General features: G+C 71.4%; 16 protein-coding genes. 7 read left to right on the top strand and 9 right to left on the bottom strand.

Features of this window, described 5'->3' with window-relative positions:
- The first annotated feature begins 26 nt into the window (after nt 1–26).
- Nucleotides 27–1,862: a sigma-70 family RNA polymerase sigma factor gene (locus ACFYPR_RS30305; protein ID WP_355066618.1), complete on the top strand. Its 1,836-nt coding sequence runs from the start codon at nt 27–29 to the stop codon at nt 1,860–1,862.
- On the top strand, nt 1,859–2,482 hold the full coding sequence (locus ACFYPR_RS30300; RefSeq protein WP_355066617.1) for a DUF305 domain-containing protein: 624 nt from the start codon (nt 1,859–1,861) through the stop codon (nt 2,480–2,482). Before ACFYPR_RS30305 ends, ACFYPR_RS30300 begins: the two co-directional genes overlap by 4 nt.
- A 4-nt stretch (nt 2,483–2,486) precedes the next feature.
- Here the strand turns inward: ACFYPR_RS30300 and ACFYPR_RS30295 are convergent, their stop codons facing one another.
- From ACFYPR_RS30295 to ACFYPR_RS30285, 3 genes are read right to left on the bottom strand one after another with little or no spacing between them, the layout of a single operon-like run.
- Entirely contained in the window at nt 2,487–5,354 is a 2,868-nt protein-coding gene (locus tag ACFYPR_RS30295) for an FAD-binding and (Fe-S)-binding domain-containing protein (RefSeq protein ID WP_387263939.1), read from the bottom strand.
- 26 nt (nt 5,355–5,380) lie between these two features.
- Nucleotides 5,381–6,553 (bottom strand): anhydro-N-acetylmuramic acid kinase, encoded by a 1,173-nt coding sequence (locus ACFYPR_RS30290; RefSeq protein WP_387263936.1) that lies wholly within the window; start codon nt 6,551–6,553, stop codon nt 5,381–5,383.
- 11 nt (nt 6,554–6,564) lie between these two features.
- Nucleotides 6,565–8,130, bottom strand: a complete 1,566-nt coding sequence (locus ACFYPR_RS30285; RefSeq protein WP_354855601.1) for a sodium:solute symporter — start codon at nt 8,128–8,130, stop codon at nt 6,565–6,567.
- Nucleotides 8,131–8,318: 188 nt separating this feature from the next.
- Between ACFYPR_RS30285 and murQ the strand changes: the two genes are divergently transcribed.
- Nucleotides 8,319–9,212 carry an N-acetylmuramic acid 6-phosphate etherase gene (gene murQ, locus ACFYPR_RS30280; RefSeq protein WP_355134556.1) on the top strand — a complete coding sequence of 298 codons (894 nt, stop codon included), beginning with the start codon at nt 8,319–8,321 and terminating at the stop codon, nt 9,210–9,212.
- 40 nt (nt 9,213–9,252) lie between these two features.
- Here the strand turns inward: murQ and ACFYPR_RS30275 are convergent, their stop codons facing one another.
- The 5 genes from ACFYPR_RS30275 to ACFYPR_RS30255 all read right to left on the bottom strand — a co-directional run bounded on the left by ACFYPR_RS30275 (nt 9,253) and on the right by ACFYPR_RS30255 (nt 15,775).
- Entirely contained in the window at nt 9,253–10,503 is a 1,251-nt protein-coding gene (locus ACFYPR_RS30275) for a GAF domain-containing protein (protein WP_354855603.1), read from the bottom strand.
- A 182-nt stretch (nt 10,504–10,685) separates the two neighbouring features.
- Nucleotides 10,686–10,892 carry a hypothetical protein gene (locus ACFYPR_RS30270; RefSeq protein WP_387263932.1) on the bottom strand — a complete coding sequence of 69 codons (207 nt, stop codon included), beginning with the start codon at nt 10,890–10,892 and terminating at the stop codon, nt 10,686–10,688.
- Nucleotides 10,850–11,251: a YbaB/EbfC family nucleoid-associated protein gene (locus ACFYPR_RS30265; protein ID WP_355134558.1), complete on the bottom strand. Its 402-nt coding sequence runs from the start codon at nt 11,249–11,251 to the stop codon at nt 10,850–10,852. The genes ACFYPR_RS30270 and ACFYPR_RS30265 overlap by 43 nt, the downstream gene beginning before the upstream one ends.
- A gap of 190 nt (nt 11,252–11,441) precedes the next feature.
- Complete coding sequence (locus ACFYPR_RS30260) at nt 11,442–13,898, bottom strand: ricin-type beta-trefoil lectin domain protein (protein ID WP_387263929.1); 2,457 nt, start codon at nt 13,896–13,898, stop codon at nt 11,442–11,444.
- Between the two features lie 506 nt (nt 13,899–14,404).
- Nucleotides 14,405–15,775, bottom strand: a complete 1,371-nt coding sequence (locus ACFYPR_RS30255; protein WP_354863021.1) for a lectin — start codon at nt 15,773–15,775, stop codon at nt 14,405–14,407.
- 554 nt (nt 15,776–16,329) lie between these two features.
- Here ACFYPR_RS30255 and ACFYPR_RS30250 point away from each other — a divergent pair.
- Nucleotides 16,330–16,692 carry an STAS domain-containing protein gene (locus ACFYPR_RS30250; protein ID WP_355066608.1) on the top strand — a complete coding sequence of 121 codons (363 nt, stop codon included), beginning with the start codon at nt 16,330–16,332 and terminating at the stop codon, nt 16,690–16,692.
- A gap of 1 nt (nt 16,693) precedes the next feature.
- On the opposite strand, the gene ACFYPR_RS30245 is transcribed toward ACFYPR_RS30250, so the two are convergent.
- A complete protein-coding gene (locus ACFYPR_RS30245; protein ID WP_363940707.1) occupies nt 16,694–17,617 on the bottom strand; it encodes a PP2C family protein-serine/threonine phosphatase in 924 nt (307 codons plus the stop codon).
- 168 nt (nt 17,618–17,785) lie between these two features.
- On the opposite strand from ACFYPR_RS30245, the gene ACFYPR_RS30240 reads away from it, so the two are divergent.
- The 3 genes from ACFYPR_RS30240 (at nt 17,786) to ACFYPR_RS30230 (ending at nt 21,255) form a co-directional block, all read left to right on the top strand.
- Nucleotides 17,786–18,319, top strand: a complete 534-nt coding sequence (locus tag ACFYPR_RS30240) for a SigE family RNA polymerase sigma factor (RefSeq protein WP_354863016.1) — start codon at nt 17,786–17,788, stop codon at nt 18,317–18,319.
- On the top strand, nt 18,306–19,541 hold the full coding sequence (locus ACFYPR_RS30235) for a hypothetical protein (RefSeq protein WP_354863014.1): 1,236 nt from the start codon (nt 18,306–18,308) through the stop codon (nt 19,539–19,541). Before ACFYPR_RS30240 ends, ACFYPR_RS30235 begins: the two co-directional genes overlap by 14 nt.
- Nucleotides 19,542–19,884: 343 nt before the next feature.
- On the top strand, nt 19,885–21,255 hold the full coding sequence (locus tag ACFYPR_RS30230; RefSeq protein WP_387185756.1) for a glycoside hydrolase family 6 protein: 1,371 nt from the start codon (nt 19,885–19,887) through the stop codon (nt 21,253–21,255).
- The last annotated feature ends 873 nt before the right edge of the window (nt 21,256–22,128 follow it).

Genomic DNA, 22,128 nt, shown 5'->3' with positions numbered 1-22,128 from the left:
GACCGAGCGCAGGAGGAGTGGGACCCATGTCGTCAGCCGGTCGGGCAGCACCCGATCCCGGGCTGGTCGTCGCGGCTCGACAGGGCGACCGGCGCGCTCTCGACGACGTCGTGGCGGCCTCGCTTCCGCTGGTCTACAACATCGTCGGGCGTGCGCTCCGCGGCCACGCCGACGTCGACGACGTGGTCCAGGAGACGTTGGTACGGGTGATCCGGCACCTGCCCGCGCTCAACGACCCGGCGGCGTACCGGTCCTGGCTCGTGGCGATCACCATCCGTCAGGTGCGCGACTGGGACCAGCGTCGCCGCATCGCCCTCAACCGGGACGCCGGGCTCGACGCGATCCACAACGTGCCCGACCCCGCCTCCGACTTCGCCGGGATGACGATCCTCCGGCTCGGCCTCACCGACCAACGACGTGAGGTCGCCGAAGCGACCCGCTGGCTCGACCCGGACGACCAGGAACTGCTCTCGCTCTGGTGGCTGGAGGAGACCGGCGAGCTGACGCGTGCCGAGATCGCCGAGGCCGCGAGTCTGTCACCGGGACACGTCGCGGTGCGCATCCACCGGATGAAGGAGCAGATCCAGAGCGCCCGGGGCGTCGTCCGCGCCCTGCGTGCCCGCCCTGGCTGCCCGGACCTGCGCGCGGTGGCGGCCGAGTGGGACGGCACTCCCAGCCCGCTGTGGCGCAAGCGGCTGGCCCGACACATCCGTGACTGCGCGTTCTGCGGGCACCTGGGCACCACGTTCCTGCCGATCGACAGGCTGCTCGCCGGGATGCCGATGCTGCCACTGCCGGCCGGCCTCAGCGCCCACGTCCCGAGCGCGACCGTGCCCCCGGCCGCCGCGCCGGCCGTCGGACCGCATCCCCCGGGCGTCGCCGAGCTTGCGGTGCACGCGCCCCGTGGTGTGGTTCCTTACCTGGCCGCCGGAGTGGTTGCCGCGGTCCTCGCGATCACCACGGTGGTGGTGGTGCTGCCGGACGATCCGGCCGCCGGGCCCTCCTGGGCCGTCCCGCCGCCCGCGGCGCCCACCACCGTCGCCTCCGCGTCCGCCTCCCCGAGCAGCGCGCCGTCACCGAGCGCGCGCCCCACGTCGAAGGCCCCGGTCGCACCGGCGGCGGTCAGCTCCGCGCGCAAGGGCGTCGGGGTGTGGAACTTCGCCGGAGCGAGCCAGGCGTTGGCCAGCTCGAAGGCCGGCTGGTACTACACCTGGGGCACCCAGCACCCGGGGATCAGCACTCCGCGCGGCGCGACGTTCGTACCCATGATCCGCAGCGCGGAGAACGTCACCGCCGCGGAGCTGGCCCGGGCCAGAGCCGCCGGGCCGTACCTGCTCACCTTCAACGAGCCGGACCTGCCCGAACAGGCGAACATGACAGTCGAGCAGGCCCTGGACCTGTGGCCGCAACTGATGGCGACGGGCAGCAGGCTGGGCAGCCCGGCGGTCGCCTGGGGCGGCCCGGACCCGCAGGGTTGGCTGGACCGGTTCATGACCGGCGCCGAGGCTCGAGGTCACCGGGTGGACTTCATCACCCTGCACTGGTACGGCGCCGACTTCACGACCGCGGCGGCGGTGAACCAGCTCCGGCAGTACCTGCAGGCCGTCCACCAGCGGTACCAGAAGCCGATCTGGCTGACCGAGTTCGCTCTGATCCGCTACGACGGCGGGCGTCAACAGTTTCCGAGCCAGGAGCAGCAGGCGGCCTTCCTCACCGCGGCTGCCGGCATGCTCGGCCAACTCTCCTACGTGCAGCGATACGCCTGGTTCGGCCTCCCCGCCACCGACAAGGACCGGTCCGGGTTGTTCAGCGACGGCACCACGGCGACAGCGATCGGCCGCGCGTTCCAGGCCGCGCGTTGAACAGGCTGTCCGGGCGGGCCGGGCGGGCCGGGCGGATCGTCGGCGTCGTCGCGACGCTGGCCGCGACGACGCTGGCCGTCGGTCTGACCCGGGATGCGGGCCGCACCGACCGGACCGCCGCGCCCGCGTCAGCCGCTCCCGCGCCGACTCCGCCGGTACTGCTCAACGGCACCGATGACGCCTTCATCCAGCTGCTGCTCCCGATGAACGAGGGTGCGCTCGCGTTGATCGACGCCCTCGACGATCGTCCGTCGGCCGCCGACCCTGCGCTGCGCGCCGTCCTCGGCGACATCCGGGCGGCGCACCGGGCCGAGTCGGTGGAACTGCGCAGGCTGCTGGCCGCCGGCAACATGCCGGAACAGAACATCCATGCGGGGCATCAGATGCCCGGCATGGTCACCGAGGCCGCTCTCGCCGAGCTGCGCGCCGCTCCCGAGGCCGAGGTGCGGTCCCGGGCCGTCGGTCTGATCCGGGCGCACCTCGCGCAGACCGTCGTGCTGTGCCGGGGCGAACAGACCGCCGGAGGCAGCCCGGAGGTGAAGACCCTCGCCGGCCGGATCCAAAAGGCGCGGGCTGCCGAACTGAACGCTCTGGGACGGCAGCGGGCTGAGCAGCAGTGACGGGCTAGGCCGGCGGCTCGATCGCCTCGACGAGCACCTGGAGCACGTGCCGGTACGACTGCCCGGTGGCCCGGCTCATGCCCATCTCGCAGGTGCGGTTGCAGGAGGCGTACGCGTCGTGGTCGCGTTGGTTGACCTCGGCGGCCTGCGCGGCGGTGGCGCCGCTGGTGACCTCCGGATGCAGCAGCCCCCGGTCTCCGGCGAACGCGCAGCATCCCCAGCTGTCCGGCACGGTCACGGTGTCGGCGACCGCCCGGGCCACGGTGTGCAGGTCGTCGATGCCGCCGAGGTGCACGGTGGAGCACGTGGGGTGCAGGGCCAGCGAGCCCAGCCGCCGGGGTTCGGGCAGCGCCGGCAGGAGGTGTTCGGCGGTGAAGGTGACGCTGTCGACGAAGCGCAGAGCGGCGTACCGTGCCCGGTCTTTTTCGGCCAGCGCGGCGGTCAGCTGGGTCAGCCCGTGGGTGCAGGACGACGCGTCGCACACGATGGGCAGGCGGCCCTGGTCGCTGGCCGTCCACAGCGCGGCCAGGGTCCGCTCGGCCATCTCGCGGTGGCCGGCGGGGTAGCCCTTGGACTGCCAGGGCGTCCCGCAGCACAGCCCCGCCGTCTCGGCCGGCACGACCACCGGCACCCGCGCCAGCTCGCACAGGCGCAGGAACGCCGCCGCCGAGCCGCCGGACGGGCCGTCCTCCGGTGCGAAGACGCTGCCGATGCACGCCGCGAAGAACACCGCCCGTGCGTCCGGCGCGCTGCGTGGCTCGGGGCGGGGCCCGCCGGCGCGCGGCATGTCGGCGCTCCACTGTGGTACGAGTTCGGTGGCGCCGAGTGCACGGATCACCCCGGTGGCGGCGCGGGTCAGCGGTGTCGGCACGGCGTGTGCGGCGTTCAGCCCGACCCGGACGCCGGCCACGGCGCCCTTCCAGTGCCGGGCGACACCGCGGGCGGTGCGCTGGGCGAGTGGGCTGTGCCGCTCCGCGCGCAGCCGCTTCATCGCCGCGCCGGTGTCGATGCCGACCGGGCAGGCGGTGACGCAGAGGCTGTCGGCGGCGCAGCTGTCCACCGCGGCGTAGTCGTAGTCGGCGGTCAGCTCCCGGCGGCGTTCCTCGTCCCCGGCGGCCGCGGCGAGGGCGATCTGCCGTTGCAGGACGATGCGCTGTCGGGGCGTGGTGGTGACGTCGGCGGTGGGGCAGACCGGTTCGCAGTAGCCACACTCCACGCAGGCGTCCAGCTCCTCATCGACTGTCGGGACGGCCTTGAGCTGCCGCAGGTGCACCGTCGGGTCGTCGTTGAGCAGCACGCCGGGGTTGAGCAGGCCGCCCGGGTCGCACAACCGCTTCAGCTCGCGCATCACGTCGTACAGCTCGTCGCCGTACTGTCGCCGGACGAAGGGCGCCATGGCGCGACCGGTGCCGTGCTCGGCCTTGAGTGTTCCCCCCTCGGCGAGCACGAGGTCGACCATGTCGTCAGTGAACCGGGCGTAGCGGTCGATCTCGGCCGGTGTGTCGAAGGACTGGGTCAGCATGAAGTGCAGGTTGCCGTCGCGGGCATGTCCGAAGATCACCGCGTCGGGGTAGCCGTGCCGCTCGAACAGGCGGATCAGCCCGTCGCAGGTGCCGGTGAGGCGCGGCATCGGCACGGCGACGTCCTCCAGCAGGGCCGTGGTGCCGGGCGGGCGGGCGCCGGCGACCGCCGTGTAGAGGCCCTTGCGCAGGTGCCAGAGCTTGGCCCGCTCGCGCGGGTCGTGGGTCAGCTCGGTGCCGGTGACGGCGGGCAGCCGGTCGAGCACGGGCTGGGCGTCGGCCAGCGTCGCGGCCAGCCGCTCCGCGGTGTCCTCGGCGAACTCCACCAGCAGCGCGGCGTGCCCGACGACCGTCAGCCCGCGCAGGGCCGGGCTCGCGTCGGGGTCACGCTGGCTGACCCGCAGCGCGGCGGCGTCGAGCAGTTCGGCGGTACGCGCGCCGGCGGCGAGCAGGGCGGGCAGCGCGTCGGTGGCGGCGCTGAGACCGGGCAGGATCAGCAGGCCGGTGGCGGCATGTCGGTGGATCTCGACGGTCCGGAAGACGGCCTCGGCCACGAAGCCGAGCGTGCCCTCGCTGCCGATCATCAGGTGGGCCAGCATCTCGACCGGGCTGTCGTGGTCGAGCAGCGAGTTCAGTCCGTACCCCATGGTGTTCTTCATGGCGAACAGCCGCTCGATCGTGGCCCGCGACCCCGGCGTCGCGCGCACCCGGTCGCGCAGGCGCAGCAGCCCGGCGTGCAGCTCGGGCTCGGCGGCGCGCAGCCGGTCGTCGGCGTCGCGCGCGGCGGAGTCGACGACGGTGCCGGACGGGAGGACGAAGCGCAGCGACTCCATGGTGCGGTACGCGTTGTCGGTGGTGCCGCAGGTCATCCCGCTGGAGTTGTTGGCCACCATGCCGCCCACCGTGCAGGCGGACTCGCTGGCCGGATCCGGTCCGAGCCGGCGGCCGTAGCGGGTCAGCCGGGCGTTGGCCTGCCGGATCGTCAGGCCCGGCTGGAGCCGGATGCGGCGGCCGTCGTCGAGCACCTCGGCGTGCCGCCAGTCGGTGCGCACGTCGACCAGCACGCCCGCGCCGCCGGCCTGCCCGGCGAGGCTGGTGCCGCCACCGCGCAGGGTCAGCGGCACGCCGGCCTCCCGGGCGCCGACCATCAGCGCGCCCACCTCGGCCGCCGAGGCCGCGCGGACCACGGCCTGCGGCTCGAACAGGTACGGCGAGGCGTCGTGCGCCGCCGCCAGCCTCCGGGGCAGCTCGGCGCTGGCCCGGGTCGGATCGTCGAGGCGCGAGCGCAGCAACTCGGCGACCTCGCGGGCGCGGACGCCGGCGGCGCTCGGCACGGGAACGACGGTGCTCATGGGCGAATCCTCCCGGGAAGGGGTGGTCAGTCGGCGACGATCAGCATCCGCTCGGGGGCGGTGTCGACCGGCGCCGGCAGCTGCAGCGGTTGGCGGCCGGGGGTGATGCTGCCGAGCACCGAGGCGTGCCGTGCGCCGGTGCCCGAGGGCAGGGTGCCCGGCAGCCCGTGCACGGTCAGGTAGCCCAGCAGCGCGAAGGCCAGTGCCTCCTTGGCGTCGGACGCGACACCCACCTCGTCGCTGGACGTCAGGTGGACGTCCGGCAGCTCGTCGCTGATCATCCGCAGCAGCGTCGGGTTGTGCGCGCCGCCGCCGGAGACGACGAGGCGGGTGACGCCGTGCTCGCGGCAGGCGTCGGCCACCGTGACCGCCGTCAGCCGGGTGAGCGTGGCCAGCACGTCGTTCGGCTCCGGCGTGGGGGCGTCGGCGAGGGCGGCGAGCAGGTACGGCAGGTGGAACAGCTCCTTGCCGGTGCTCTTCGGGCCGGGCTGCCGGTAGTACGGCTCGTCGAGCAGCCGCCGCAGCAGGACCGGGTTGACCTGCCCGGCTGCCGCGCCGCGCCCGTCCCGGTCGTACTCCTCGACGCCGCCGCTGAAGTGGCGGACGGCGGCGTCGAGGAGCGCGTTGGCCGGCCCGGTGTCGAACGCGAGGGGATCCGCGTCCCGCGCGACGACGGTGATGTTGGCGATGCCGCCCAGGTTCAGCGCGGCGGGGACGCCGGGCAGGCCGCGCAGCAGCAGCGCGTCGAACAGGGCGACCAGGGGTGCGCCCTGGCCACCGGCGGCGACGTCGCGGCTGCGCAGGTCGGCCACGACCGGAAGGCCGGTGGCCTCCGCGATCCAGGCCGGCTGACCGAGCTGGAGGGTGCCGCGGACCGTACCCGCCTCGACCCAGTGGTGCATGGTCTGGCCGTGGGAGACGACCAGGTCGGCCCGGCCGCGGCACAGTTCCGCGACCGCCCGCACGCCCGCCTCGGCGAAGGTCTGGCCGATGCCGGTGTCCAGCACGCAGATCGCCTCGGTGGTGGTCGTCGCGGGTGGCAGGGCCGCGGCGATCCGGGCGCGCAGCTGCTCGGGGTACGGGTGGCTGAGCCGGCCCAGCGGTCGCATCCGCAGGTTGTCGCCGCTCAGGTCGAACTCGGCTGCGGCGGCTTCGATGCCGTCGTAGGAGGTTCCGGACATCAGGCCGATCACGCGCATCGCGTCCTCCTTCACGCCCGGCCGGCGGGTGCCGTCGCGGCGTCGTCGTCGACCTCGTCGCGTCGTCCATGGTCGTACGGCGTCTCCGGGGCCGGGTGGAACCGGCTCGACACCGCGCCGACGACCAGGGTGATCAGGACGCCGATCGGCACCAGCCACTGCGCGGCGATGGCGGTCGCGGTGGTGGTACCCGCCGTCGTCACATCGATCTTGACGAAGCGGACGATGTAGGTCATCACCGCCACGGTGACGAGGAAGGCGATGAAGGCGTCGACCTGGTTGGCCCGCTTGACCAGACGGCCGAGCAGGAAGGCCCCGAGCAGCGCCCCGTAGGTGTAGCCCGCGATGGTCAGACCGGTCAGGTAGACGTTTCCGGTGCTGGAGCTGAACGCGCAGGCGAAGATCGCCATCAGCACCGCCCAGACCAGGGTCATCACCCGGGCGAGCCGGAGCATCGCGTCGTCGGACGGGACCTTGCGCGAGAAGCTGTGGATGAAGTCGGCGACGGTGGAGTTCGACATCGAGTTCAACGCCGACGACAGCGAACCCATCGCGGCGCCGAGGATGCCGGCCACCAGCAGACCTGAGATGCCGACCGGCAGGGCGTGCAGGATGAAGCTCGGGTAGAGGTTGTCGCTGCTGGCCAGGCCGAGTTCCTTGAAGGTCTGACCCTTGTTGTACGACCACAGCAGCGCGCCGACCAGGGAGAACGCGGCGAACTGGATGACCACGAAGACGCCCGAGGAGATCATCGCCTTCTGCCCGTCGCGCAGCGTGCGGGTGGACAGGATGCGCTGGACGATCAGCTGGTCCGACCCGTGGCTGGCCATCGCGAAGATGGCACCACCGATGATCGCGGTCGGCAGGGCGAACGGGCTGGTGAGCACGTGCGCGAGGGTGAAGTTGGTGTCGAAGAGCTGGAACTTGCCGGCGTCCAGCGCCTGCGAGTAGCCGTCGAAGCCGACGGCGTGGCTGAGCACCGCGATGGCCAGGATCGCCCCGCCCAGGTACAGCCCCATCTGGATGGCGTCGGTCCAGATGACCGCCTTGATGCCGCCGAGGTAGGTGTAGACCACCGTGATGAGCGTGAGGACCACGATGATGGCCTGGTAGCCGACGTGCAGGCCGAACTCGTCGAGGAGCAGCTTGATGGGGATGGCCGAGGCGAACAGGCGGACACCCTCGGCGAGCAGGCGGGTGAAGACGAACGTGACCGACGCCAGACCCTGAAGTTTCAGGCCAAACCGCTCACCGAGGTACTGGTAGGCGCTGACGAACCCACCCCGTTTGTAGAGCGGGATGAGCACCGTGGCCACGACGACGCGACCGATGACGTAGCCCAGGGCCAGCTCGACGTTGCCGAACCCCTGACCGCTGTAGGCGCCACCCGGCACGCTGATCACGGTCAGGACGCTGGTCTCGGTGGCGACCACGGAGAACGAGACGGTCCACCACGGCAGCCGGCCCTCGCCCACGAAGTAGTCCTTGGCGGATTTCTGCTTGCCGGACAGGCGCAGTCCGACGAAGGCGATCACCACGAGGTACAGCACGATCACGACAAGGTCGAGTTGGCGCACGGTTCACTCCCCACCCAGCGGGTTGTCAATAAGTGACGTTGGCCCACACTAACGCGAAACTTTTTGCCAGCGCCCATCCGGGCTGGTTACGCTGTGGTTTCAGCCTGCTGATAGAGGGTGCGTTGGCCCAGCAGGACGCGCCCGGTGGCACTCGGCGGCTGAACATCAGCGAGAGGAACGAACACCGGATGGACCTCAGCACCCTCGGCACCGAGACCCGCAACGACAAGACCAGCGACCTCGACCGAATGTCTCCCACCGAGTTGCTTCTCGCGATGAACGACGAGGACCGCTCGGTCGCCGACGCCGTCCGTCGGGCCGTGCCGGACATCGCCGCCGCCGTCGACGTCATCGTGGCGTCGCTACGCCAGGGCGGACGGCTGATCTACCTCGGCGCGGGCACCAGCGGCCGGATCGGCATGCTCGACGCCGTCGAGATCCCACCCACCTTCGGTACGACGCCCGACCGGGTCATCGGTCTGCTCGCCGGAGGGGCACGAGCGTTCGGCGTCGCCGTCGAGGGCGCCGAGGACGACCCGACCCGCGCCGTCGCCGACCTCGACGCGGTCGGCCTGACCGCCCGCGACACGGTGGTCGGGCTCGCCGCCAGCGGCCGTACCCCGTACGTGGTCGGCGGGTTGGATCACGCCCGCGCGCGCGGCGCGGCGACCGTCTCCGTGGCCTGCAACACCGACGCCGTGATCAGCCGGCACGCCGACGTCGCCATCGAGGTGCCCACCGGCCCCGAGGTGCTCACCGGCTCCACCCGGCTCAAGGCCGGCACCGCCGAGAAGCTCGTCTGCAACATGCTCTCGACCGCCACGATGGCCCGGCTCGGCAAGGTCTACGGCAACCTCATGGTGGACATGAACGCCACCAACGCCAAGCTCGTCGACCGGGCACGCCGGATCGTCGCCGAGGCCGCCGACACCGACCTCGACACGGCCGCGCGGGCGCTCGCGGCGGCGCACGGGCACGCCAAGACGGCCATCGTGCTGCTGCTCGCCCACTGCACGGCCGAGGAGGCCGCTGTACGGCTGCGCGCCGCCGACGATGACGTCCGGGCGGCCGTCGCGGCCTGACCGCAACGCGTCGCGCGTCGTCGCTGGCGTGCCCCGGTGGTCAGCGGTTCAGGTAGGCGGCCAGGCCGCCGAGCTCCTCGCTCGCGATGAACACCGACCGCACGTTGAGGATGGCCTCCTCGACGTGGGCCTCGCAGCCCCACGCCGCATCACCCCACGAATCGGCGATCTTGATCTTCGCTGGTGCGGCGCACCCCTGGTCGCCGCCGAGCTGGCAGTGCTCGGGGTGCGGTCGGGCGGCCTGTGCGGCCGCGGCGGCGCGCATCCGGTCGGCGAGTTCCGCGGCGGCGGTGGCGCGCTGCTCGGCCTCGGCGCGCAGCTGCCGCTCCGCGCGTACCGCCTTGGCCAGCTCCTCATGCGCGGCCTTGGCGCGTGCTTCGGCGGCCGTCTTCGCCTGCTCGACGTGGTGGCGTTCGATGGCCAGGGCCGCGGTGTCGGCGAAGACCCGGGCCAGAGCGAGATCGGCGTCCTGCGGGACACGCGGGGTGCGGTGGTACATGGCGAAGGTGCCCAACAGGCTGCCGTCGCGGGCCAGGATCGGCATCGACCAGCAGGCGGCGAGGCCGGCCCGCTCGGCCAGGTCGCGGAAGTCGTCCCAGAACGGGTCGTTGGCGATGTCGGTGACGATGACTGGTTCCCGCCGGTGCGCGGCGGTGCCGCACGAGCCGACGCCCTCGCCGGTGGCGATCCCGTCGATGGCCTGGTTGTAGAACTCGGGCAGGCTCGGTGCGGCGCCGTGGCGCAGATGCCGGCCGTCCGGATCGGCGAGCAGCACGGAGACGAGCACCTGCTCCGGCGCCAGGTTTTCGATGCAGCGGGCCATTCCGTCGAGCACCTCGGCCAGGGGCGCCTGGCGGGCGATCTGCTCCAGCATGGCGCGGTGTTCGGCCATCAACCGCTGGGCGTGCTTGACCTGCGTGGTCTCCACACCGATCACGCGGATCCCGGTCACGGTGCCGCTGGCGTCGCGGCGTGGCTCGTAGGTAAAGTCGAAGAACGCCTCCCGCGCGTGCGGACCGGTCCCCAGCACGACCCGGGCGTCCCGACCGGTGTAGGGCTCACCCGTGCGGTAGACCTCGTCCAGCAGAGCGACGAAGCCCTGACCGGCCAACTCGGGCATCAGCTCGGCGATCGGGACCCCGGTGCGCGCCCGTTCCTCACCGATGGTGGCGAAGAACGCCGGGTTCGCCGTCTCCACCACATGCGTCGGCCCCACGAGCGACGCGAAAACGGCGATGGACTGCCCGAACAGCGCCCGCAGATCCTCCTCGGCCGTCTCCCCGGCACTCACCGCAGTCGACCGCTGGCCCGATACCGCCGTCATGCCGTGGTCGCCCCTCTCCTGTACGACTTCGTCGGATGGCTCATGGTCCGCCGCCCGCTGACGGTCGCCAGAGTACGGGGAAGACCGCGAAGCCGCCGTGCAGCGTACCGATGCTCAGGCAGCGGCTGTCGTACCGGTGCGGCGGCGGCTCAGCCGCTCTCGTCCACGAACTTGTAGTAGCTCATCCGGAAGCGTTGCAGCAGGGCGCGCATGAAGTCCGGACCGGCCTCCGGCGGCGCCCGCTCCGCGCCGACCGGCACACCGTTGTCGTAGAAGTCCTGTGCGAGCGCGCCCCACTCGGGGTCGACGATGGTCAGCGACACCGCCTGGCCCGGCTGCCAACGGAACTCGGCCACCCGCCGGTTGGTGTGCTGGGCGAACGTGCGGAATCGGCGCCGACGGTCTCCGCCGCGGCCTCCGCCACCTGCGGTGCCAGGCGCCCCTGCGCCCGGCGCATCACCGCCAGCACCTCGGCGGCGATCTCGTCCGCCCGCCACCGCAACACCCGGTCGTCGAGTCGAAGGTCGGTCATGGCACCGGACGCGGCGACGGTCACCTGGACCGCGCCGTCCGCACCGTCGGCGGTCGCCGACAGCGCCGCCACCCGCTCGGACAATTCCTGCGCCCGGGCGGCCCGCTCGGAGATGCCCGCCGACCAGGAGGCGACGAACCGCTCGGTCGCCGCGCCGAAGTCGCCGCTGGGAAACTGCGCCATCAGACCTCCCCGTGTGACGGCTGCCGGCCGCCTCGGGGGTGACACCGGGGGCGCGGCCACCACACGATACGTCCTGACCCTCGGACGTGGAGTCCGCGCGGCGGCTGTCCGCACGGACGGCGGCCGGCCGCTCAGTTGAGCGGCCGGCCGTCGCGAATCGGGTACGGGTCCTCGTGCGGACTCCTACCGCTCAGCCGCGAATCCACTGCTGATTGCTGCCACCGGTGCAGGTCCAGATCTGGACGGCGGTGCCGTTGGCGGTGCCCGCGCCGTTGACGTCCAGGCAGAGCCCCGATCCGACCCCGGTGATCGTGCCGTCGGCGTTGACCCGCCACTGTTGGCCGCTACCGCCGTTGCAGGTCAAGATCCGCGCACGGGTCCCCGCGGCGGTGCCCGGTACGTCGAGGCACTTGTTGCCGTAGACGGTCAGTTGGTTGCTCGTGGTGAGCGTCCACTGCTGGTTGGCGCCGCCGTTGCAGTCCCAGATCTGCACCACCGAACCGTCGGCCTGGCTGGCCCCGTTGACGTCCAGGCACCGGTTGGAGCCAGCGCCGCGGATCGCTCCGGTCGCGCCCGGCTCACCGGAGTTGCCGACCGGCGTGATGGAGAGGTTGTCGAACTGGGCGGTGACTCCCTGACCCGTGCCGTACCCGATCTGGCCGGCGACCCAGGTCGAGTCGGAGACCGTTCCGACGGTGGTGCCGTCGATCGCCGCGGTGAGGGTGCTCCCGTTGAGCGTCAGCGACAGGGTGTGCCAGCGCCCGGTGCCCAGCGCGGAGGTGTTTCCGCTGGCCAGCGTGCGCCAGTTGCCGCTGGTGTTGTTGCTCCGGATGGACCACGCGCCACCGTCGGTCACCCGGAAGTAGTACCCGTTGAGGTTCTGCGGGCCCTGGTGGTTGTACGTGTTGGCGCGTCCGATGAGCTGCGCGTAGCCGGACTTCTCCAGCATGACGTCCGAGGAGACCGTGTAGTTGCGCCACGACAGGTCACCCAGCAGCGTGTACGGCTCGGCCTGGCCGGACGTCCAGAAGATCGGCGTCTGCTCCGACATCTGGCGTACGCACTGGCCTGCGCGACCACCCCCGCAGCCGGCGATCTCGAACGAGCCCTGCTGGTCCATCAGGTACTTCGCCTCGCGCCCGACGGCGTAGCTGTCGAAGGTGTCGTTGTACGGCAGCTTCAGGTTGCCCGCCGCCGGGCTGGCCGCCGTGCTCTTACCCTGCCCGGTGGTGGTGGTGATGCTGTAGACGTAGCCGGGCTGGACGGTGAGCGAGAAACGCCCGCCGCTCGGCGTGATGTCGCTGCCCCTGACGAAGTGGTCGGCGGTGTTGTTCGACCGGACGTTCGTCGACCAGACGTGCACGGCGCCGGTGGACAGCCCGCCGGTGACGGTGAAGTCGAGGGTCTGCGCTGAGCCGGCGTCCATCGTCTCGATGATGGTGCTGTAGTCGCTGTTGTTGGTGGACTTCAGCGACACGTAGCTGCCGTTGTTGCGGTTGCCGCCGAGGTAGCCGGTCGATCCGTCGAGGTAGCGCCAGCCCGGGGCGGTGAACTGCGTGGTCTGCGCCATCACCCACGTGCTCTTGCCGATGGAGTAGGCACCGGACCAGGGCTGCTGCGCCACCGCCACACCCGTGGTCGCCCAGGGGATGTTGGGCGTGATGGCGGCGATGGCGGGCCAGTTGATGTAACCGGTCATCTTGCCGTCGATGTAGCCGCGGTTGATGCCGCGGGCGAGGGCCTGCGCGCCGGCGTTGTAGTCGTCGGAGCCGTTCTCGCTGGCCCAGAGCGACTTGCCGGTGGACGCCGCGTTGCTGGAGCTGGGGCAGCTGGACTGGGCGCTGCGGTATCCGCAGACGTAGTGGCTGCCGAAGACCTGTACGGCGTTGGCGAACGCCGGATCCCGCAGCGATTCGTCGGCGGCGGCCCAGCCGAAGTCGTCCGAGGCGACGATCTTCACGCTGCTGTAGCCGCGGGAGTTGAGAGCCGAGCGCAGGTTCTTGTACCAGGTGGCGTTGTAGCCCTTCTCGTTCCACCCGCCGAGGTAGTTGATGGTCAGCCCGTGGGTGGCCGCGCAGTCCAGCCAGGCCACCAGGTAGTCGATCGAGTCGTTGGACCAGAAGTTGCCGTTCCCGATCCAGCCCGGCGCTCCCCAGGCCAGGCCCGCCAGGGCGATGTTGGCGTTGCGTGCCCGCGCCTGCTCCATCAGCCACCACTCGTAGCCCCGGTTGCAGTTGATGGCGCCCCGGGTGTGCTCGTGGCTGGGCTCCGCCCCGGAGGTCGAGTTCGTGTCCCCGCCGATCTCCGTCTTCAGCAGCTGCATGGCGGCGCCGCGGCCCGGCTTGAACAGGTAGTCCAGGATGTCACTGCGCTGGGGCTCCGGGTAGTCGATCAGCAACCTGCTGTTGCCGCCACCGCCACTGACCGCGCCGATCCCGTCGAGCGCCCGTCCACCGGATCCGCCGTTGATCGTGATGGCGGTTGCCGCCTGGGCGGGGGAGGCGAACCCGGTCAGCACGGCCGCCGCCAGGACCACCCCTCCCAGCGCCGAAGCGGTCAGCCGACGCGGACGTCGCGTGCTTCGCCATGACCAGCGGCGCGGCCCGCCCTCGCCAGTGCTGCGCCGATGACTCCCTCTACCGAACATCTGACTCGCCTCCCCAACCGCTTTCGACCCCGAAGCCGTACGGCAGGTGTCGAACTGTCGTACCGCGGAGGCCTCTTATCGAAGATCATTAATAAGCAGACGTCGTATGTTAGGCACCGCATCGGTCGGCGGTCAACGGCAACGACCAACCACAAATGCCGCGATCTTGGGCGGCGGGATCGTCGGAGCCTCACAAAAGGTTCGATGAATGCTGCGTCGAGCGTTCACCGGCAGGGCGGGGGGGGGGGGGGGGGGGGGGGCGGGGGGGGGGGGGGGGCGGGCGCCCCCCCGGGGGGGGGGGGGGGGGGGGGGGGGTGGGGGGGGCGGGGGGGGCGCGGGGCCGCCCCCCCCCACAACCCCCCCCCCCCCCCCCGCCGCGGGCCCCCCCCCCCCCGGGGGGGGGGGGCGCCCGCGCCCCCCCCCCCCCCCCCCCCCCCCCCCCCCCCCCCGGCCCCGTGGTGGGCGCAGCGATTTCTATCGGTGCGTCCCCGAGGTGTCCGCCGGGCTCAGCTCCGGCTCCATCGTTGGTTGGCCCCGCCGTTGCAGTCCCAGATCTGGATGCGCGTGCCGTTGGCCGTACCGTTGCCGACCACGTCCAGGCACCGGCCCGAACCCACTCCGGTGATCGAGCCGTCGGCGTTGAGCCGCCACCGCTGGTTGGACTGGCCGTTGCAGTCCCAGATGATCACCGAGCTGCCGTTCGCGGTGGCGGCGCCGTTGACGTCGAGACACTTGCCGCCGAAGACGCGCAGCTCCTGAGCGGCCGTCGAGGTCCAGCTCTGGTTGCTCTGGCCGTGGCAGTCCCAGATGATCGCCGCCGTGCCGTTGGCCTGCGAGGCGCCGTTGACGTCCAGGCACCGCCCGGAGGCGGTGTTGCGCAGGGCCGACGTGCCGCTCGGAGGCGGGGTGGTCGGACCGCCGGTGGGTGACGCGGTCGGGCTCGGCGTCGGATCGGTGCTGCCGAACTGGGTGAAGAACCTCCACACCTCGCCCTTGGTCCAGGTCCTGGCGCCGCTGTCCCCGCCGCCGTCCACCGGGCCGGGGGTGTGCCCGCCGTCGAAGGCGGCCCACACCACGGGATAGCCGGCACGGCATCCGGAGTAGGTGGTGGTGATGTGGGTCAGGCTGCCCGCTCTCGGCTCGGGCGGGCTCTGTGGGGTGCAGCCGTTGTTCCGCACGAACGTGTCACGCAGGGACCGTCCGGCGGAGATGTTGAGCACCGGGTCCCCGATGCCATGGATTCCCATGTACGCGATCGGCTGGGTGCCGCCGCTGCACCCGCTGAGCTGCCCGCCGGAGTAGACCGCTACAGCGCGGAAGACACCCGCTCGCGAACAGGCCAGCGAATAGCTCATGCCTCCGCCGTAGCTGAAGCCGAGCGCGAAGAGTTGCGTCGTGTCGACACAGAGGTCGGCCTCGATCAGGCTGATCATGTTGTCGACGAAGGTGACGTCCTGGCCGCCGGGGTTGGCCCAGCCGTTACCGTTGCCCTGCGGGGCCACGAAGATGGTGCTGTTGTTCGCCTGCTGCCGCAGTCCGTAGTACGACCAGGCCGCGCCGTCCGAGCCGCCGCCGTCGACGTCGTTGGCGGTGCCGCCGTTCCAGTGGAATCCGAAGATCAACCGGTACGGGTGGTTCCGGTCGTAGTTGTCGGGGATCCTCAGGATGAAGCTACGGTTCTGGCCGCTGCTCTGGATGGAGCGTGAACCGCTGGTCAACGTGGGCGCTTTGCCGCACCCGGCGGTCGCGGCGGCCGCTGTGACGTTCGCGGCCGACGCGGTGGCGCTCAGGCCGCCGGTCATTCCCGCCACGCCCACGGTCGCGACGACGAGCGCGGCCGTCGCAAGAGAACCAAGGAGGGGTCTACGTCTTGTCATGAGGGGGCTCCCGCCATTCGGCACGAACTGATTCAGGTGAAGGGGCGCGCGACGACCACTCCTGGTCACCCCGCCGACACCGCTCGTCGCCGAGGAACCGCGGGAAGACGCGATGTGCCCACGCCGACGCCCGGCTCGTCGCCACAGGTACCCGCCACTGGTCTCGCCGCCCATGCGGGACCAGTTGGTCGTTGAATCGTCGGTGGCCACATTGTTCGCCCGAACACCACACGACCGGCCGTCGGAGAATGCTGGAGATGCCCGGCCCGCGGTCGAATCGATTCGCTCCGACGCTAGATCCGACAGTGAAATATGTCAATGCCGTGTCCAACGGGTTGCGGCCCGGGGCGTCCGGTCAGCGGTGCGGGGCTGCTCGTACGTCGGCGAGGTGTTCGGTGATGCGGAGCAGCACCTGGCCTGGTGCGTCGGGAACGACGGCGGCCGTGTCGGCGAGTGCGCTGGTCAGGGGCGGTCCACGGCCGCCGATGGCCGACGGCGGTTCGCCCCTCGGCGAAATAGGGTAAGGGGGAGGTCAGCGGCGTGGGGAGGTTGTAGTGGATTTGCTGTTGTCGGTCCGGCCGGGCCGCGGCTGCACGGTGCTCGAGGTGCGCGGCGAGCTGGACATGGCGACGTCCCCACAGTTGCGCGAAGGCCTGCAAGGGTTGGCTGATGCCGGGGAGCGCCTGGTGGTGGTGGACCTGGCCGGGGTGGGATTCATGGACTCCAGCGGGCTGGGCGCGCTGGTGGTGATGTTCAAGGCGTTACGGGATGTCGGGGGTCGGTTGTGCCTGGCCGCGGTGCAGCCCGCCGTACGCAGTGTCCTGTCGATCACATCGGTGGATCGGGTCATCGGCATCTACGACAGCGTGCCGGCGGCTGAAGCGGATCTCCGTCCCGCCGACGCGACCGGCCGCTAGTTCACCCGGCGCTGGCGCGTTCCTGGTCGGCGCCAGCGCTGGTCCGCCGGTCCTCGCTGTGTCCGCCGTGCCAGTCGACGACGAACAGGGTGGCGTCATCGGCGAGCGTCGGTCCGCTGACCTCCAGCACGGCGTCGGCCAACGCCCGGACGGCCTCGCGGGGGTGCAGACCGGCGATCGAGCGCAACATGGCCGGCAGATCCAGGCTGGCCGCGTTGCGTTCCCGCACTCCGTCGGTGCCCACCACCACACGGTCGCCGGGGCGCAGCGCGACGTCGCCGGCGCAGTACGTGGCCTCGGCGAACATTCCCAGCGGGAAGTTGCCCGGCAGCGACAGCATGCGGGTGTCCCCGTCGCGTACCAGCATCGGCGGGATGTGCCCGGCGTTGAGCAGCGCGCACACGCCCGTGCGCAGGTCGAGACGGCCCAGTAGCGCGGTGACGAAACTGCCGGGCACGGCGGTGTGTTCGGCCACCTCGGCATTCGCGGCCTCGGCCTGCTCCACCAGGCCCACCCCGCGACGTCGACCGTTGCGCAGACTGCCCACCCCCAGGGTGGCCGTCAGCGCGCTGGCCACCCCGTGACCCATCGCGTCGGTGACGCTGAAGTGCAGCACGTCGCGGGCGAGGCTGTAGTCGAAGGTGTCCCCGCCGACGCTCGCGGCGGGCTCCAGCCAGCCGGACAGGGTGAACGCGCTGGCCTCACACGTGAACGAGCCGGGCAGCAGGCGGCGTTGGATCTCTCCCGACAGGGTGAACGGGGTCGTGCGTTGCCCCCACTCGAAAAGGTCGGTGTGCCGCCGGTTGGCGATCACCACGAACGCCAACACGTGCGCCGTGCGGCCGATCTCCTCCAGCTCCCGCGGATCCGGCTCGTTCGGCAGGACCATCTCGAGCAGGCCGATCGCCTCGCCGCGGTCGGTCACCGGCGCCAACACCGTCGCCCGGCAGCGGCCGAGGAAAAGGCCGCGCGCAGGCGGCGGAGGCCCGCGCTGAGACGCGTCACGAATGGTGATCGCACAACTACTCCTCCGGGCGTGCAACTTCCCGGGCGACCGGATCCGTTCTACCTCCGTCACGAGGAGGCAGTCGACTTGAGAGCCGAAGACGAGCAGGCATTCCGTGAGTTCGTGACGTCGGAGATGGCGTCGCTGCGCAAGCTGGCGTACGTGACCTGCGGCGACTGGCACACGGCAGAGGACGCCGTGGCCAACGCGTTGGTCAAGCTCTACCCCCGCTGGAGGAAGCTGGACCGACCCGATCTCTACGTCAAGACGATGGTCTATCGGGCCGCGGTCGACGAGACCCGCCGGCCCTGGCGGCGCGAGCGGGCGGCTGGCGACGCCATGCCGGACGTCGCGCTGCGGGACCCGACCGGCGCGACCGACGAGCGGATGCGCCTGCGGGCGGCCCTCGACGCCGTTCCGCCCCGGCAGCGGGCCGCGGTGGTGCTCCGGCACTACCTGGGTCTGAGCCTGGAGGACACGGCCGGCGTCCTCGACTGCACGGTCGGCACAGCCAAGAGTCAGGTCTCCCGTGGCCTGGCGAAGCTGCGCGTGTCACTAGCCGGCGAACGCATCAATCTCACCGGAAAGTCGATTGAGGAGTGGACCAATGCAGTTGCATGAGTTCGTGGACGCCGTGACGGGCGAAGAGCCGCCGATGGCCCGCACCGCGGACGACATCATCGTGGCAGGGCGGCGGGCCGAGCGGCGTCGCCGGGCCGGGTTCGCGTCGGCCGGCGTGGCCGGTCTCGTCGTGGTCGCGGTCGCCGGCGCGTTCGTGCTGCCCACCCTGGGCGCCGAGCAGAATTCGCCGGCCCCGGTCGGCGCGGCGACGTCCAAGGTCGCCGAGGCCACGTGGTCCGACGCCGTGCCGTTCACCTTCACCTTTCAGGGGTACGACGCCGGCACCCTGCACGTGCAGGACCCGATCGTCGCGTCCACCGCCTACCAGATCGCCTCGGTCTACTCCGACGGCCACACCTCGAACGACAAGCCCCTCACCGAGGAAGAGGCCGCGGCGCTGGGCGGCGCCACCGAGCAGGACAAGAAGAAGGCCGCCGGGGGGAAGCCGAGCCTGTGGGCGTATCTGACCGTCTACCGGCCGGGCGTCTTCGACCCCGCGAAGATCAAGGGCGGCACGGACGTCACCGTGGCCGGGCGCAGGGCCGTGCGGGCGCTGCTGCCGGTCGGCCTCGACCCGCAGAACCAGGTGGACGCAGGCAACAAGCTGTTCGCCTGGGAGTACGCCGACAACGCCTGGGCGGCTGTCACGTCGATCTCCAGCGACGAGGCGACGCCGAGCTTCGAGGACCTGGGTGGCCTGGTCGAAGGCCTGAAGCCCAGCAAGCCGACGCCGGCTCTGGTGCCGTTCACGGTGGGCTACGTGCCGGGCGGCTACGTGCCGCTGCAGATCGGCACCCACGCGCTTCCCGGTCTCAGCGGCATCGCCGCGGCCCGTGCCGGTGACTACGGCGGCGCGACGTACACCAGGCCAGCCGCGCCCACCACGGGCCTGACCGCGCCCTACGACACGGTCGAGGGCGCCATCAAGGACGGGTTCCACATCTTCGTCACGCCCAGCACCAGCTCGAACCAGTCGCCGGAGCCCGGCGCGACGAAGTGCTACAACGTGTCCGACCAGCGCCGCCAGGGCACCGGCCCCGAAGACGGTGGCTTCTGCAACCTCTGGAGCGCCGACGGGAAGGTCGTCGTCCAGGTCAGCACCAGCGGCCTTGGCAACGGACTGCCACGGGCCGAGCTGGAGAAGATCGCCAAGGGGGTCACGGTCGCCGACGTCGGGAACGAGTCGACCTGGACCCCCGCCGCGGACGCTCTGCAGCCGTAAACGATCGGCACCGGCCACCACGACAGCACGGATCGTCTCCCACCTGCCGCGCAGCCACGGCGGTGATCGCACACCAGGCGGTCACCGCCGTCGCGCGTTCGTGGTCGTCAGCGACAGCGGGCCGACCAGCCACCGCCTGATCGGGGGAGACGGCTGTCGCGTCGCAGTGGCCCTGCGCGAGCCGTGACGCACCCGGCCGCTGCCTCAACGACGAGCCCGCACTCTTGGCAGCGACGCCCGCCTCCGCTACCGTCCTTGGGAACGCTCCCATGAACTTAGATACATCAATGTGATCAGGAGGAAACACGTCGTGGCTATCCTCTCCCCCCGGCGCCGTAGATCGGTGGCCCTCAGTGTGGCGGCCATCGCGGGCACCGCCGCGGCCAGCGTCTGCTACGCCGTCGGCGGCGCGTCCGCCGGCACGGTGTCCGGGTCGCTCTACCGCGACCCGAGTTCGGCCGTCGTCCGCTGGGTCGCCGCCAACCCCGGCGACTCGCGTGCCGCCGTCATCCGCGACAAGATCGCCAGTCAGCCGCAGGCCCGCTGGTTCGCCAACTTCAACCCGTCGACCGTGCAGTCCGAGGTCTCCGGGTTCGTCGGCGCCGCCAACGCGGCCCAGCAGATCCCGGTGCTGGCGGTCTACGAGATCACCAACCGGGACTGCGGCGGGGCCAGCGCGGGTGGCGCCCCTGACCTCAACCAGTACCAGACGTGGGTCTCCAACTTCGCCAGAGGACTCGGCAACCAGACGGTCCTGATCATCCTGGAAACCGACTCGCTCGCCCTGCAGACGTGCCTGAGCAGCGGTGAGATCAGCGCACGCAACCAGGCGATCACGACGGCCACCCGGACCATCAAGTCGGCCAACCCCAACGCCAAGGTGTACCTCGACGGCGGCCACTCCACCTGGAACAGCGCGGGTGAGACGGCCAACCGGCTCCGCGCGGCCGGCGTGCAGTACGCCGACGGTTTCTTCACCAACGTGTCGAACTTCAACTCCACCTCCGGCGAGGCGAACTTCGGCCGCTCGGTGATCTCCGCCCTCAACGGCATGGGCATCTCGGGCAAGCGCCAGGTCATCGACACCAGCCGCAACGGCGGCGCCAGCGGGGACTGGTGCGGCGACGACAACACCGACCGGCGCATCGGGACGTACCCGACCACCAACACCGGCGACAGCAACATCGACGCGTACCTTTGGGTGAAGCCGCCGGGCGAGGCCGACGGCTGCCGCTACACGGCTGGTTCGTTCCAGCCCGACCTGGCCTACAGCCTGGCCAACGGCGTGCCCAACCCGCCGACCACCGCTCCGCCGACCACGGCCCCGCCGACGACGGCTCCGCCGACCACGGCCCCGCCGACGACCGCCCCGCCCACCACGGCCCCGCCGACCACCGCGCCCCCGACCACGCCGCCGCCGACCGGTAACCGATGCTCCGCGTCGGTGGCGGTCAACCAGTGGTCCGGCGGATTCACCGCGAGCGTGACGGTCACCGCCGGCTCTGCGGACATCAACGGCTGGACCGCGACGATCACGCTGCCCAGCGGCGCCGCGATCACCGGCACCTGGAACGCCCAGGCCAGCGGCACCAGCGGAACCGTCCGGTTCACCAACGTGGGCTACAACGGACACGTCGGCGCCGGGCAGTCGACCAACTTCGGCTTCCAGGGCACCGGCACCGGCCCGGCGACGGTCATCTGCGCGGCCAGCTGATTCCGGCTGCGACGGCCCGGCGTGGAGGACCACTCTCCGCGCCGGGCCCGGCCCCGTGCTGGGTACGGGCCGGACCGAGTACGGCGAGCAGCGGCGGCATCGACGCTGGCAGACCGACCGCCGTCCCGGCATGGATGCCGCGACCCGGATCATTCTCGGCGCCCTGCACATCGCGGGTCGCGACGGTGCTGATCCCAGTCATGCCCCGCTCCGCCGCCGGCTCCGACCTCACTACGGTCGTCGACGACGACCGATGACCCTGAACCACGCCACCGCAGTTCAGGGGTAGTCGGCAGCGGCGGCCTGGGACGCGATTCGTCCGCCCCACGCGGCTGTCCGGCTTCGCCTCGATGACCGACACCGACCCTGCCTTTCCGTCAGGGAGAGTTCGGGAGAGCGGTTGCGACAACTCACGTAGAGATTCAGCAGGTCAGCCACTCTGATGGGTGGCGACCAACAAATCTAGGCCGAGAAGACTAGACATCCTCTGCGGTGTGGCATACTCTTCTTCGAGTCGAGAGAGCAAAGATCCGTCAAGACGCAGACGGGCTGTCCGGCCGTGAGATCACGACGGGCGGCGAGGAGCGGAACGTGATCCATCGTTCCCTCTATGGAAGAAGGCAGTAGGAACACAGCCCGGCGTGATGCGAGCCGGGCGCAGGTGGGGCCAAGGCTCTTTTTGGGGCTCCAGCTGTTGTTCGCCGTACGTGTGGGGGCCATGAAGTCGCGTGGGGCTCCAACACCGGCGGACCGTACGTCAGCAAGGTAAAGAAGTAGCAGAGGAAAGGGAGGGCCGTACACCGTTGGATCGCCCGCCGTCGGCCGTCATGTCAGGCCGGGCGGACACCGCAGTTTCCATCGAACGAGAGGTGG

The organism is Micromonospora sp. NPDC005254 (genome assembly GCF_042872525.1).
Taxonomy (GTDB): Bacteria; Actinomycetota; Actinomycetes; order Mycobacteriales; family Micromonosporaceae; genus Micromonospora.
The sequence above is the reverse complement of the archived record's forward strand: the minus strand, read 5'-3'. Positions and strand labels throughout refer to the sequence as shown.

Bases quoted from the DNA above. Each gene is read 5' to 3' on its own strand.
- ACFYPR_RS30305 (WP_355066618.1), top strand. From the start codon at position 27: ATGTCGTCAGCCGGTCGGGCAGCACCCGATCCCGGGCTGGTCGTCGCG.
- ACFYPR_RS30295 (WP_387263939.1), bottom strand. From the start codon at position 5,354: ATGAGCACCGTCGTTCCCGTGCCGAGCGCCGCCGGCGTCCGCGCCCGC.
- ACFYPR_RS30290 (WP_387263936.1), bottom strand. From the start codon at position 6,553: ATGCGCGTGATCGGCCTGATGTCCGGAACCTCCTACGACGGCATCGAA.
- murQ (WP_355134556.1), top strand. From the start codon at position 8,319: ATGGACCTCAGCACCCTCGGCACCGAGACCCGCAACGACAAGACCAGC.
- ACFYPR_RS30265 (WP_355134558.1), bottom strand. From the start codon at position 11,251: ATGGCGCAGTTTCCCAGCGGCGACTTCGGCGCGGCGACCGAGCGGTTC.
- ACFYPR_RS30260 (WP_387263929.1), bottom strand. From the start codon at position 13,898: ATGTTCGGTAGAGGGAGTCATCGGCGCAGCACTGGCGAGGGCGGGCCG.
- ACFYPR_RS30255 (WP_354863021.1), bottom strand. From the start codon at position 15,775: ATGACAAGACGTAGACCCCTCCTTGGTTCTCTTGCGACGGCCGCGCTC.
- ACFYPR_RS30235 (WP_354863014.1), top strand. From the start codon at position 18,306: ATGCAGTTGCATGAGTTCGTGGACGCCGTGACGGGCGAAGAGCCGCCG.